General features: G+C 70.1%; 10 protein-coding genes. 5 read left to right on the top strand and 5 right to left on the bottom strand.

Annotated elements, in window-relative coordinates; all coding sequences use genetic code 11:
* Window positions 1–138: 138 nt before the first annotated feature.
* The gene (locus tag DFJ64_RS01725; RefSeq protein ID WP_115848845.1) at window positions 139–354 is read left to right on the top strand and encodes a helix-turn-helix domain-containing protein; all 216 of its coding nucleotides are present in this window, start codon (window positions 139–141) and stop codon (window positions 352–354) included.
* A 201-nt stretch (window positions 355–555) separates the two neighbouring features.
* Window positions 556–2,595 (top strand): ABC transporter ATP-binding protein, encoded by a 2,040-nt coding sequence (locus DFJ64_RS01720; RefSeq protein ID WP_211310695.1) that lies wholly within the window; start codon window positions 556–558, stop codon window positions 2,593–2,595.
* Here the strand turns inward: DFJ64_RS01720 and DFJ64_RS01715 are convergent.
* Window positions 2,488–3,234: an SDR family oxidoreductase gene (locus DFJ64_RS01715; RefSeq protein WP_245940898.1), complete on the bottom strand. Its 747-nt coding sequence runs from the start codon at window positions 3,232–3,234 to the stop codon at window positions 2,488–2,490. The genes DFJ64_RS01720 and DFJ64_RS01715 overlap by 108 nt on opposite strands.
* A 262-nt stretch (window positions 3,235–3,496) precedes the next feature.
* On the opposite strand from DFJ64_RS01715, the gene DFJ64_RS01710 reads away from it, so the two are divergent.
* Complete coding sequence (locus DFJ64_RS01710; protein WP_115851740.1) at window positions 3,497–4,336, top strand: SIR2 family NAD-dependent protein deacylase; 840 nt, start codon at window positions 3,497–3,499, stop codon at window positions 4,334–4,336.
* Between the two features lie 60 nt (window positions 4,337–4,396).
* Here the strand turns inward: DFJ64_RS01710 and DFJ64_RS01705 are convergent, their stop codons facing one another.
* Window positions 4,397–5,227 (bottom strand): SURF1 family cytochrome oxidase biogenesis protein, encoded by an 831-nt coding sequence (locus DFJ64_RS01705; protein ID WP_170152466.1) that lies wholly within the window; start codon window positions 5,225–5,227, stop codon window positions 4,397–4,399.
* Window positions 5,228–5,341: 114 nt separating this feature from the next.
* On the opposite strand from DFJ64_RS01705, the gene moaA reads away from it, so the two are divergent.
* Complete coding sequence (gene moaA, locus DFJ64_RS01700) at window positions 5,342–6,334, top strand: GTP 3',8-cyclase MoaA (RefSeq protein WP_211310458.1); 993 nt, start codon at window positions 5,342–5,344, stop codon at window positions 6,332–6,334.
* Window positions 6,335–6,409: 75 nt separating this feature from the next.
* Here the strand turns inward: moaA and DFJ64_RS01695 are convergent, their stop codons facing one another.
* Both DFJ64_RS01695 and DFJ64_RS01690 read right to left on the bottom strand, forming a co-directional pair.
* Window positions 6,410–6,634 (bottom strand): hypothetical protein, encoded by a 225-nt coding sequence (locus tag DFJ64_RS01695; RefSeq protein ID WP_115848843.1) that lies wholly within the window; start codon window positions 6,632–6,634, stop codon window positions 6,410–6,412.
* Window positions 6,635–7,020: 386 nt separating this feature from the next.
* Window positions 7,021–7,347: a DUF3099 domain-containing protein gene (locus DFJ64_RS01690; RefSeq protein ID WP_115848842.1), complete on the bottom strand. Its 327-nt coding sequence runs from the start codon at window positions 7,345–7,347 to the stop codon at window positions 7,021–7,023.
* Between the two features lie 394 nt (window positions 7,348–7,741).
* Between DFJ64_RS01690 and DFJ64_RS01685 the strand changes: the two genes are divergently transcribed.
* Entirely contained in the window at window positions 7,742–9,802 is a 2,061-nt protein-coding gene (locus DFJ64_RS01685; RefSeq protein ID WP_115848841.1) for a GxGYxYP domain-containing protein, read from the top strand.
* A gap of 114 nt (window positions 9,803–9,916) precedes the next feature.
* On the opposite strand, the gene DFJ64_RS01680 is transcribed toward DFJ64_RS01685, so the two are convergent.
* Window positions 9,917–11,527 (bottom strand): CocE/NonD family hydrolase, encoded by a 1,611-nt coding sequence (locus DFJ64_RS01680; RefSeq protein ID WP_170152465.1) that lies wholly within the window; start codon window positions 11,525–11,527, stop codon window positions 9,917–9,919.
* Window positions 11,528–11,661: the final 134 nt, after the last annotated feature.

Genomic DNA, 11,661 nt, shown 5'->3' with positions numbered 1-11,661 from the left:
GCTCGGTGGCGAGTAGCGGACCGGTCGGAATCTGGCAACGGATGCCGACTGGAAGGTGAGTCCGTTTCGTCCACCAACTGGACGGATCGGTGACCAAGTGCCGAGCGCGACAAACAGACTCGTCAGCGGGAGGCAGGCGTGGCCGAGACTCTGAAGAAGGGCGTCCGAGTCACCGGTCCGCAGCGAGACAAGCTCGCGGCGGACCTGAAGAAGAAGTACGACGGAGGTAAGAGCATCCGAACCATCGCTCAGGAGACGGGCCGGTCCTACGGGTTCGTGCACCGGCTGCTGACCGAGTCCGGAGTGAAGCTCCGCAGCAGGGGCGGCGCGACCCGTTCCAAGAAGCGGACGTAGCCGACGAGTTGGCTCTCAAGGCCCCGAGGTGACCACCTTGGGGCCTTGAGGACCCCCGAGGTCACGTGGAGGGCCGCGGCGCGGGACGACCGTGCTCGGCAGTGCGACAATCGTCCCCCTGCCGGGAAGCGGTGGCCTCGCCGGCGGGTTGTGCTGGGCGTAGACCAGGACCTGGCCGGACAAGGAGGCTCCCACGTGGCCATGCACGGCGGTTTCGGCGCCTGGGGGATGATGCGGTCGTTCAGCCGCGACCGTTCCCTCACCCGGCGCCGCCTGGCACCCGGGACCACGAGGCGGATCGTCGCCTTCGCCAGGCCGTACCGCGGCTTCGTGGTCGGCCTGGTGCTCTTGTTAGCGGTCGACGCCGGTCTCGGCGCGGTGACGCCGCTCCTGTTCCGCCAGATCATCAACGAGGGCGTCCTCAAGCGAGACGCCGGCCTCGTCGTGGCGCTGGCGTTTGTCGTCGCCGTGATCGCGGTGCTGTCGGCCGCGCTCGGGCTGGTCCAGCGCTACCTCTCCGCGCGGATCGGGGAAGGGCTCATCTTCGACATGCGGTCGAAGGTGTTCGCCCACCTGCAGCGAATGCCGCTGGCGTTCTTCACCCGGACCCAGACCGGCGCGCTGGTGTCCCGGCTCAACAACGACGTGCTCGGGGCCCAGCAGGCGTTCACCTCGACGCTGTCCAACGTCGTGGGGAACCTGTTCACGGCCGCCTTCACCATCGGCGCCATGGCGGCTCTGTCCTGGCGGATCACCGTCGTGGCGTTGGCCATGCTGCCCTTCTTCCTGCTGCCGGCACGCTGGGTGGGTCGTCGGCTCCAGGCGATCACGCGGGAGTCGTACGACCTCAACGCCCAGATGAACGCCATGATCACCGAGCGCTTCGGCGTGGCCGGTGCCCTCCTGGTCAAGCTGTTCGGGCGCCACGAAGCGGAGGACCGGGCGTTCGTCGAGCGGGCTGCGCGGGTGCGTGACATCGGCGTGGTCCAGGCCATGTACAGCCGGGTGTTCTTCACCGCGCTCATGCTGGTGGCGTCCCTGTCGGTGGCCCTGGTGTACGGCTGGGGCGGGGTCCAGGCGGTCCGCGGAGTCCTGGACGTCGGCACGCTCGTGGCGATGACCGCCTACCTGACCCGTCTGTACGGACCTCTCGCGGCGTTGTCCAACGTCCACGTCGACGTCATGACGGCGCTGGTGAGCTTCGAGCGTGTCTTCGAGGTGCTCGACCTCGAGCCGCTGGTGAAGAACCGCCCGGACGCGGTCGACCTCGCCCCGGACGCGCCTGCGCGCGTGGAGTTCCAGCACGTGAGCTTCCGCTACCCGAGCGCGGACGAGGTGTCGCTGGCCTCGCTGGAGACGGTCGCGGTCCTTGACCAGACCACTCCGACCGAGGTGCTGCACGACGTGTCGTTCACGGCCGAGCCGGGCCAGATGGTGGCACTGGTGGGGCCCTCCGGCGCGGGAAAGACCACGCTCACCCACCTGGTCACCCGCCTGTACGACGTGACGAGTGGCCGGGTCCTCGTCGGCGGCGTCGACGTCCGTGACCTGACCGTGGAGTCGCTTCGGTCGGCGGTCGGCGTGGTGACCCAGGATCCGCACCTGTTCCACGACACGATCCGAGCCAACCTGCTCTACGCCAAGCCGGACGCCACCGAGGAGGAGCTCTATCGGGCCCTGGAAGGCGCCCAGATCGCGGACCTGGTGGACAGCCTCGCGGACGGGTTGGACACCGTGGTCGGTGAGCGTGGCTACCGACTGTCCGGTGGGGAGAAGCAGCGGCTCGCCATCGCTCGGCTGCTGCTCAAGGCACCGCGCATCGTCGTCTTGGACGAGGCCACCGCTCACCTGGACTCCGAGTCGGAGGCGGCCGTGCAGAAGGCGCTGTCCACCGCGCTGCGAGGCCGCACGTCCATCGTGATCGCGCACCGGCTCTCGACGGTCCGGGACGCCGACCTCATCCTCGTCCTCGACGACGGGCGCATCGTGGAGCGCGGCACCCACGAGGACCTGCTGGCCGCCGGAGGCCTCTACGCCGACCTGTACCGGACGCAGTTCGCCGCTCGCGAGCGGGACGGTCACGCCGATGGCGGCGACGGGCGTGTACCCCGCCAGGCGTGGCTCGGTGAGCAGTCAGATCGCCCGGAGGGCGCCGCCGTCGATGGCGATGGTGGTGCCGGTGACGTACGAGGCGACTGGGGACAGGATGAAGGCCGCGACCCGGCCGAACTCCGCGGGTGAGCCGAAACGTCGAAGGGGGATCTCGGCTTCGCGTCGACGGCGGTACGCCTCCGGGTCGCCCGACTGGGCCGCGAGCTCTCGGGTGCGCTCGGTGTCGAACGATCCGGGCAACAGGCTGTTGACCCGCACACCGGCAGGGCCCAGCTCGTCGGCGAAGGTCTTCGCTAGACCGGCGAGCCCAGGACGGAGCCCGTTGGAGATCGCGAGGTTGGCGATCGGGGACCGGACGGAGCTCGAGAGCACGAAGGCGATCGAGCCGCCGTCGCGACACGCCGCGGCCACCGCTCGGCAGAGCCGCAACGTGCCGAGGTAGATCGACTCGAAGGCTCGCCGCCACTCGTCCTCGTCGGTGTCCATCGCGGATCCCGCCGGCGGCCCGCCGACGCTGATGAGCGCGCCGTCGAGACGACCCCACTTGGCCATGGCAGTGGCCACCAAACGCTCAGCCGACGCGGGGTCGGCGTTGTCCGCGGCCACGCCGACAGCCCGCGCGGTGCCCAGGCTGGCGGCGGTGCGCTGCACGGCGTCCTCGTCTCGGGCGGAGATCACCACGTAGGCTCCCTCGGCCACGAGAACCTCGGCGGTTGCCCGGCCCAGCCCGCGGCTCGCTCCACTCAACAGGAAAACTCGGTCCCGCACCCCAAGATCCACGGTGGCCCATCCTGCCCCATGGTGGTCACGCTTTGCATGCGGACACGGTAATGGTGCCGCAAAAATGCCGAAGGACGAGGCGTCTTCGGACGATTCCGTCACGCAGAGCGACGGCACGTGGGCGTCCGCGAAGGATCGCGTCGCCGTGACGCGGCGACGTGACCACGACCCTCGGGTCCACGACGTCGCCCGGGGTCGCGCTCGCTGGTGCACGGGGCTCGCTGGTGCATGGGGCACGTACTGTCGGAGCATGGCCGAAGCGGGAGCGGACTCGATCAACCAGCGTTCGACCAGCCAGGGCTCGACCGATCGGGGCACGGTCGATCGGGACAGGACCGACCAGGTGGCGGTCTGGCTGCGCGACGCACGGACCGTGACAGTGCTGACCGGCGCGGGGATCTCCACCGACTCCGGTATCCCGGATTTCCGCGGGCCGCGCGGTGTGTGGACGACGAACCCGGCCGCCGAACGGCTGTCCAACATCGCCGACTACCTCGCCGACCCGGCCGTGCGGGTCGAAGCCTGGAAGTCTCGCCGCGACCACCCGGCGTGGACGGCACGGCCCAACCGGGCCCACGAGGCTCTGGTGCGCCTGGAACGGGCCGGGCTCATCCACACCGTCGTGACTCAGAACATCGACGGCCTCCACCAAAAGGCCGGCTCCACGAGGGTGGTGGAGCTCCACGGCACGGTGTGGTGGGCGGTCTGCCTGGAGTGCGGACTGCGGACGCCCATGGCCGACGTTCTCGCCCGCGTCGACGCGGGCGAACCCGACCCGCGCTGTCTGAGCTGCGGCGGTATCCAAAAGTCGGCCACCATCTCGTTCGGTCAGCCGCTCGACCGCGACGTGCTCGCCCAGGCGGTGCGCGCGGCCGAGGAGTCCGACCTCTTCCTCGCCGTCGGGACGTCTCTGACGGTCTACCCGGCGGCCGGACTCTGCGATGTCGCGTTGGAGGCGGGCGCCCGGCTCGTCGTCATCAACGGTCAACCCACGCCGTACGACGAGAAGGCCGCCGCGGTTCTGCGGGATCCGATCGGCGAGGTGCTGCCTCGCCTGGCAGACGCCGCTCTCGGCGAGGCGCGGGCGTGACGCCGCCGGCCGGGCGTGCCTGGGCCCCGCGCCAACCCGCCGTCCTGTCGTCGACCGTCCTCAGGGCCGCCCGCTCTCGGATCGAGGAAGGGGCGCCGTCGACTCACCGAGGTCACGTGGCGGGGTGGCGTCCGCGTGTGGGTCCGGGCCGCGGAGGCGCTCGCGCAGACGACCGCCGTGGGCCTCGTCGTAGATCAGAAGACCCAGACCGACCACAGCGATGACGGCGAACAAGTACCACTGGAGCCCATACGCCAGGTGCGGCCCCTCCGACAGCGTCGGAGGCGGCACCGGGCGAGGCGTGTCTTGAGCGGCGGGACGCTGCTCCACCAACTCGACGTAGCCGTCGACCACGGGGTAGGGGAGGTCGGCGGCGAGCTGGTCGGTGTCGATGAAGCGCACCTGTCCGGCCTGCGGCCGGCCTTGGCCGTCGGGTGCCTCTTCACTGCGGCGCACCCGCCCGACCACCGTGACCTCGCCGGACGGCGGCGCGGGCGCCGTGGCAGCCTCGGAACCACCGGGGCGTGGAATCCATCCCCGGTCGACGAGGACGGCCGGTCCGTTCCGCGGCACCAGCGGAGTGAGCACGTGGAATCCCGGCGCGCCGTCGAGGGGGCGGTAGCGGACGAGGACCTGGTGGTCCGCGTCGTACCTACCGCGGACGAGGACGCGTGTCCACTCCTGGGCTGGCTGGACCGCGCGGCCGGGTGCCAGGACCTGCTCGACGGGGCGCGGCGGTCGCTCGCTGTTGACGGTGACCAACGCATTGTGAGCCTGGCGTTGAGCGCGCCGGTCCAGCTGCCAGTCGCCGAGCTGGACGAACACGGTCACCAGCACCGCGACCCCGAGGACCAGCGCGATCCAGCGCGGACGCAGCAGGAAGCGGTACACGACTGGTGACGCTAACCGAACCCTCCAGGGGAAGGACGCAGCGGGTGGGTGCCGACGCTGCAATGGACATCCTGGGCGTACCGACTGTCGGAGGGGGCTGCATAGGGTGGAGTGATGGTGCTCGCTGACCGCTATGGCCGGGTCGCCACCGACCTGCGGGTGTCGCTGACGGACCGGTGCAACTTGCGGTGCAGCTACTGCATGCCGGCCGAAGGTCTGCCCTGGCTGCCGTCGCCGGAAATCTTGACCGACGACGAGGTCGTCCGACTCATCGGAGTGGCCGTCCGGCTCCTCGGCGTCCGCGAGGTGCGGTTCACCGGAGGCGAGCCGTTGCTCCGCCGTGGGTTGGTCGACATCGTCCGCCGCACCAGCCAGCTCCGGCCCCGTCCGGAGATCTCGCTCACGACCAACGGAATCGGCCTGAGTCGGCTCGCGGAGCCACTGCGGGACGCCGGCTTGGATCGCGTCAACGTCTCCCTCGACACCCTGCGGCCGGAGGTCTTCCATCAGCTGACCCGTCGCGACCGGCTCCGCGACGTCATCGACGGGCTGGCCGCGGCCGAGCGGGTCGGACTCGCGCCGATCAAGGTCAACGCCGTGCTCGTGCGCGGCGTCAACGACGCGGAGGCGCCGGACTTGCTCGCGTGGTGCCTGGAGCGTGGCTACGTGTTGCGGTTCATCGAGCAGATGCCGCTCGACGCCCAGCACCGTTGGGATCGCGCGACGATGGTGACCGCCGACGAGATCCTGGCTCGTCTCAGCGAGCGCTTCGACCTGCGCCCCGACGACCGTTACGTGCGCGGCAGCGCGCCCGCGGAGCAGTTCGTGGTCAACGGTGGTCCCGCCACGGTGGGCATCATCGCGTCGGTGACGCGGCCGTTCTGCGGCGATTGCGACCGGGTCCGGCTCACCGCCGACGGTCAGGTGCGCAACTGCCTGTTCGCGCGCGAGGAATCCGATCTGCGAACGCCTCTTCGCGCGGGGGCTTCGGACGAGCAGCTTGCGGCGCTGTGGCGTCGAGCGGTCGCGACCAAGCAGGCCGGTCACGGCATCGACGACCCGACGTTCCTCCAGCCGTCACGGCCGATGTCGGCGATCGGCGGTTGAGCGGGTCGCCGCGAGCAGGCATGTCTGACGTCACACAGCAGCACGTCGCTCGCGTCCACCCAGGATGTGTCAAGGTCACGGAGCCGACTGGTCGTCGCTCGCCATCGGCTCGACCTCGCGGAGGAACCCGCGGACCCGGAGAAAGTCGCTGAGATGCGCCCGATGACGGTCACAGGCGAGCCAGGTCTTGCGTCTGTCCGGGGTGTGGATTCGCGGGTTGTTCCACCTCAGTGCCCAGGTCGCCGGCTCCGAGCAGCCCTTCGCCGAGCAGATGAGGCCGTCTCCCGGGGCGTCGGTCATCTGCGTTACCTCGCCGGTCTCGTGTCGTTCTGTTCTTCGGGGGCCTCGTGTCTTTGAGGACATCGTGGCACCGCACACCACGGACATCGTGTCGCTCTGGGACGTCAGAGCTGGAGAGCCGAGGCGACGAGAGACAGACGCTGAGACGAGAAGCACACGCCGAGAAGACAGGGCATCCGCGCGACCGGGCAACCAGCAGCGCTCCGTGCGCGTTGCACTGGTGAGCGACGCCACCTCGCCGCCCATCGCGGGTGTACCGGAGGGGAAGAGCACAGAAGCGATGCCGGGCAGCCACGGGGGAAGCCGCCCGGCACCGCATCACGTCGCACTCCGACGGGGGAAGCGGAGCGCGCACGACCGAGTTTGGCACGAACGCCTCGCGAGGTCTAGACGTCCCCCCGAGCTTTTTGTGGTGCAGTGGAGCTTGAGCCCTCCGCCAAGGTCCGCTTCGGGGTGGGAACGAAGGCCGGCACCGGCTCAGAGCGGCGTTCGCGGCCCGCATTGGCGATGACCACAGCGATGTAGGGCAGGATGAAGGCTGCTACGACAAGTAGCCACCTGACCACACCGTGGGTGAGGAAGGCCCCCAGGAAGCACACAGTCCGTACACCCATCGACACGAGATAGCGAACCTCGCGGGATCGGACGTCCTCCTTCAGGCTGCGTGGTGCCGCGCTGATCCGAAAGACGGGTGTGCGGACCTTCTGACGCATCGGGCCTCCTCGACTCCTCCTGCCACGGTACGCCCGGCGTCGGCGAGGAGACGAGGAGAGTGGGTGCGAGTCGCCTGCGGCTCGATCGCGGACGTGGAGGTGCCGGTTTCGGTCACTCCGGCACGTGCGGGTGAACGGCGTCCGGCAGACGATGACGACCGGAATGCCCGATCTGCGGTGGGCCACCACCTCGGCGGCGGTCCCACCCGCGGACGGGTGCGCCTACGGAGACCGCGACGACGCGGTCGGCATGCCGGCGTTGTGCGGGCACGCGAGGAGCACGGCGCCCTGGCGAGTGGTCGCTTGCCGACTCTGGTCAACATGATCGACAACGTCGAGGCGAGGCCCCTACCGTCCCACCTGGCGTGCTCGGCGATGGGAGGGAACCGCTGCCATGGTCACTCGTCGCACCTTCCTCACGATTCCCAGTGGGCTGTTCGGTGCCAGCCTCCTCGGCGGCACGCAGGCCGCCGCATCGACCACCCATACCCACGCCATGGCCGCGGGTTCCACGTCGACCGGTGTTCCAGTCTCCGGTCCGCGACCGCCACGGCTCACCTGGCCTGCCCGGCAGGTGCTGCCCACCTTCCGGCGGCCGAAGCGACTGGATGTCGCCGACATCCGTCCACTCCACGGCGCGGACCAGGCGCTGCTCGCCACCTTGCAGGGCGTCGTCAACCGCACGCAGCCTCGTCTGTACTTCACCTTCGACGGGTGGAGCGACGCCGCCTGGCTGACGACGCTCGGCGTCCCGACGACGCGGCACGAGGACGCGATGAGCCTCCTCGAGCGGTACCGCGGCGAGATCAGCGGGGCGGTCGTGTACGACCCTGACGTCCCCGACACCATCAACGTCGCGACCACGCTGGCGGGGCTCAAGGGCGCGGTCATCGCGAGCCCGGACCAGGTGGAGACGTACGGGCTCACCGTCGTCGAGGACCTGCGCGGGCGTTTCGACGACGACCCGATCGCGATCTACCGGTGGCAGCTCGAGCACCTGTATCCGCGCTGTACGCACCGGCTGCTCACCGGCGTCCCACCGACCCGAACGGTCGGCGTGCCCGGTGTCGAGTGGCGCGAAGTCGCCCGCGAGACCAGGGAGATTCGCGACAGCTCCAACCGCGACGTCTACGAGCTGGACCTGTCACCAGAGCTCGGTGGCGAGGCCGTCTACGTCCGCTTCCACGACGCGTTCACCAACGACGGCTGGGGTCCGTCAGTCGCCCGGATGACGGTCTTGGCGGACGGCACACCGATCGCCGACTTCGCCACGAACAGCCCGGAGGAAGAGCCGTTCCTGTTCGACGCGGACGGGTCGGCGATCGCGCCGGAAGGACACCGGTTCTGCGACGGCGGTGCCTACTTCATCTACCGGTTCACCCCTCCCGCCGGGACGACCACGCTCACCGCCCGGGTGGAGATGTGGAACCAGTTCCTCGTCACCGCGACCACCACGGCGCCGACTCGGGTGGAACCGTTCCCGCACTTCCGCGACTACATCGTGGCGACGAGGGCCATGGTGTTCTGGCTCCCGCCCAACGGACCGGGTGGTGAGCTCATGACGGAGATCTTCGGCACAGTCGAGCCGACCACGCCGTATCTCGGCTGGTTCAGCGGTGCCGTCGCGGGCGAGCACAGCGGTGTCGGGCTGGCATCGGCGCAAGGGCTGGAGGTCCTGGCTGCCGACTTCTACAACAACGGCACCGTTCACTCCGGTGTCGCCGCGCCGATCCGTTCGGCGCCGCCACGGCGAACGGTGCCGCCGCTACGCGCCAAGGTGTACGTGACGTTCACCGTCGGCGAGGGTGACAACATCCAGTACTGTCAACACCGCATGCGCGAGCTGTGGGACAACGACGACCGCGGCACCGTCCCGACGAACTGGACGATCAACCCGCTGCTCCGGGACATCGGTCCGGCGATCTACAGCTACTACCAGCGCACGGCCACCGAGAACGACCTGCTCATCGCCGGTCCGTCCGGCGCCGGCTACACCTACCCGGGACTGTGGCCGGCGGACGAGTTCGACCTCTACACCCGGATGACCGGCCGCTACATGCGGTCCACCGGGATCAACGTCATCTCCTGCTTCAACATCGTCGGCAGCGGGCCGGCGCCGGTGAGCGAGCGGGTCGGGGCGTCGTACAAGAAGAACACGCCGGCGCTCGGGATGACGCTCGGCTGGGAGCGCGGCAACCAGTTCTCCATGCCCGGTGGCTTGCCGGTGGTCGGAGACTTCGCGCGGTTCGCGGGTGTCGACGACTACTACGAGAATCTGCTCGCGCACGTGGCGGACTGGGACGGCAGCGCGCCGAGGTTCGTGGCGTGTGCCATCCAGGCCTGGCAGTGGACGCCGACCCAGATCGTCCAGCTCGCCGAGCGGCTCGACGACCGGTTCGAACTCGTCCGCGGGGACGTCTTCTTCGCGCTCATCCACGAGAGCGTCGCCAACTGATCCACCCGCGTGGCAGTGTCGCGCGGGCCGTACGGCCGTGGCTCTCGGGTGGGGCCGTCAGGTGGGCCCCTCGAGAGGGGCTCACGGGCGGGAGCGGCCTCGGGTCGCGGAGTCTCAGGACGCCATGACCGTCGCGCCCACCACCGGCAGGACGATCCGGGATGCGGCGCGTCCACCGTGGTGAATGGTCTGCTCGGCCGCCTCACACGTGTCGAACCGCGGGTAGTTCGACGAGGCGATCTCCACCCGAATCCGGTGGCCGGCGCGGAAGGTCAGGGCGGTGGACCCCACCGTGAGATCCACCTGCTGCGGACGTCCCGGCGTCGTCTGGACGCGTCGGATCGAGTCGACGACGAGCATCGCCGCGCCGTCGGGGTGCACGTCGACGAGCTTCACGGTGACGTCCGTCTCCTCGGCCGTGGACGAGAGGACGACGTGTGCCTCGACCGTTCCGATGATGGTGAGATCCCGTTCGAGTGGGTCGCTCGTGTAGATGACGACGTCCGGACGGCTGTCGAGGACACGCTGGTCGAGCGGACCGGCCTGCGGCGGGGTGGGGTGCAGGGTGCGGCCGCCAATCGTCGGCACGGGGTTGGTGGGGTCGTGCCGGTAACGGTCGGTTCCCTCGGTCTGTGCCGGCGACCAGCGCAGGCGGCGCTGCCCGTCCTCGTGGGTGAGGAAGAGCGGTGTCGGGTCGCTCGGCGGAGGCCAGGCGGCAAGGTCCAGCCAGCGGTTCGTCCCCATGACGAAGACACGCACGCCGGACGGCACGTCATGCCCGGCGACGGCTCCGGTCAGGAACGCCACCTGCTCCTCGAGGAGTCCGTTGAACTCGCCCTGCGCCGCCACGCCGAAGTCCAGGTCGCCGGTCGACCGACGCAGCATGCTCGCGTGCGACCAGGGGCCGACCACCAGCCGCTGCCGACGCCTCGTCCGCTCGTCGGCGCTCTCGCCGGTGAGGAGCTGGTACCCGCGCAGCGTGCTCTCACAGAACAGGTCGTGCCAACCGGCGAGGTGGTAGCCGGCGATGTCGAGCCCCGACACGGCAGGGGTGGCGTCGAGGGACGACCACAGCGCTTCGTCCTCGGGGTCGAGCCAGCGTGTCCAGTCGGGACTGATCTGCGGCAGTGTGCTCTTCTCGATCCCCTCACTGAGGGAGCGTGGCCACCCGTCGAGCTCGGCGAGGGCGGCGGCGACCACCGCGCGGTCGAGGCTGGCGCTCCCCAACGCGCCGATGCCGAGCGTCCACGCGGTGAAGACGCCGTACTGCAACGCCCCACCCTCGTAGACCGCGTCGCGGACGCTCGGGCCCGAGACGGCCGGTGCGATGGCGCGCAGTGGGGTCGGCCGGTCGGCCAGGGCGAGCCACTGGGTGAAGCCGTTGTAGGAGGCGCCCGCCATGACGACCGCGCCGTTGGACCACGGCTGCGACGCGCACCACGCGATGGTGTGCGCGCCGTCGGCTCGTTCGGACCGGAACGGCAGGAACGCTCCGCCGGAGTCCCATCGGCCGCGCACGTCCTGGGTGACGACGGCCCACCCCAGCCTCGCCAAGCCGATGGCGTCGTGAGCGCCGCGCACCGAGGCGCGGCCGTACGGCGTGCGGAACAACAGGACGGGATGGCGCTCGCCGTCGTCGGCGACGGTGACGTCGGTGGCCAACGGGACGCCGTCGGGGGTGACGACGGTGGTGTCGAGGCAGACGATGCGCGGTGAACGAGCCACGGGCCGAAGCCTACGCGGGCGTGGCTCGAGACGGCCGTCCCGACATGGAGCCGTCTCGCGCGCTCGTCCGGCCTCGGCCAGCCGGCGCCTCGGTCGGGGTTACGACACGCGCGCGGGTGTGAAAGCCTCAGACG

The sequence above is a fragment of the Thermasporomyces composti genome, assembly GCF_003386795.1.
Taxonomy (GTDB): Bacteria; Actinomycetota; Actinomycetes; order Propionibacteriales; family Actinopolymorphaceae; genus Thermasporomyces; species Thermasporomyces composti.
Note: the sequence above shows the minus strand (reverse complement) of the source record. Positions and strands in the feature narration are given on the sequence as shown.

Excerpts from the sequence above, each read along its gene's own strand:
- DFJ64_RS01720 (WP_211310695.1), top strand. The coding sequence starts at position 556 with ATGCACGGCGGTTTCGGCGCCTGGGGGATGATGCGGTCGTTCAGCCGC.
- DFJ64_RS01710 (WP_115851740.1), top strand. The coding sequence starts at position 3,497 with ATGGCCGAAGCGGGAGCGGACTCGATCAACCAGCGTTCGACCAGCCAG.
- moaA (WP_211310458.1), top strand. The coding sequence starts at position 5,342 with ATGGTGCTCGCTGACCGCTATGGCCGGGTCGCCACCGACCTGCGGGTG.
- DFJ64_RS01695 (WP_115848843.1), bottom strand. The coding sequence starts at position 6,634 with ATGACCGACGCCCCGGGAGACGGCCTCATCTGCTCGGCGAAGGGCTGC.
- DFJ64_RS01690 (WP_115848842.1), bottom strand. The coding sequence starts at position 7,347 with ATGCGTCAGAAGGTCCGCACACCCGTCTTTCGGATCAGCGCGGCACCA.
- DFJ64_RS01685 (WP_115848841.1), top strand. The coding sequence starts at position 7,742 with ATGGTCACTCGTCGCACCTTCCTCACGATTCCCAGTGGGCTGTTCGGT.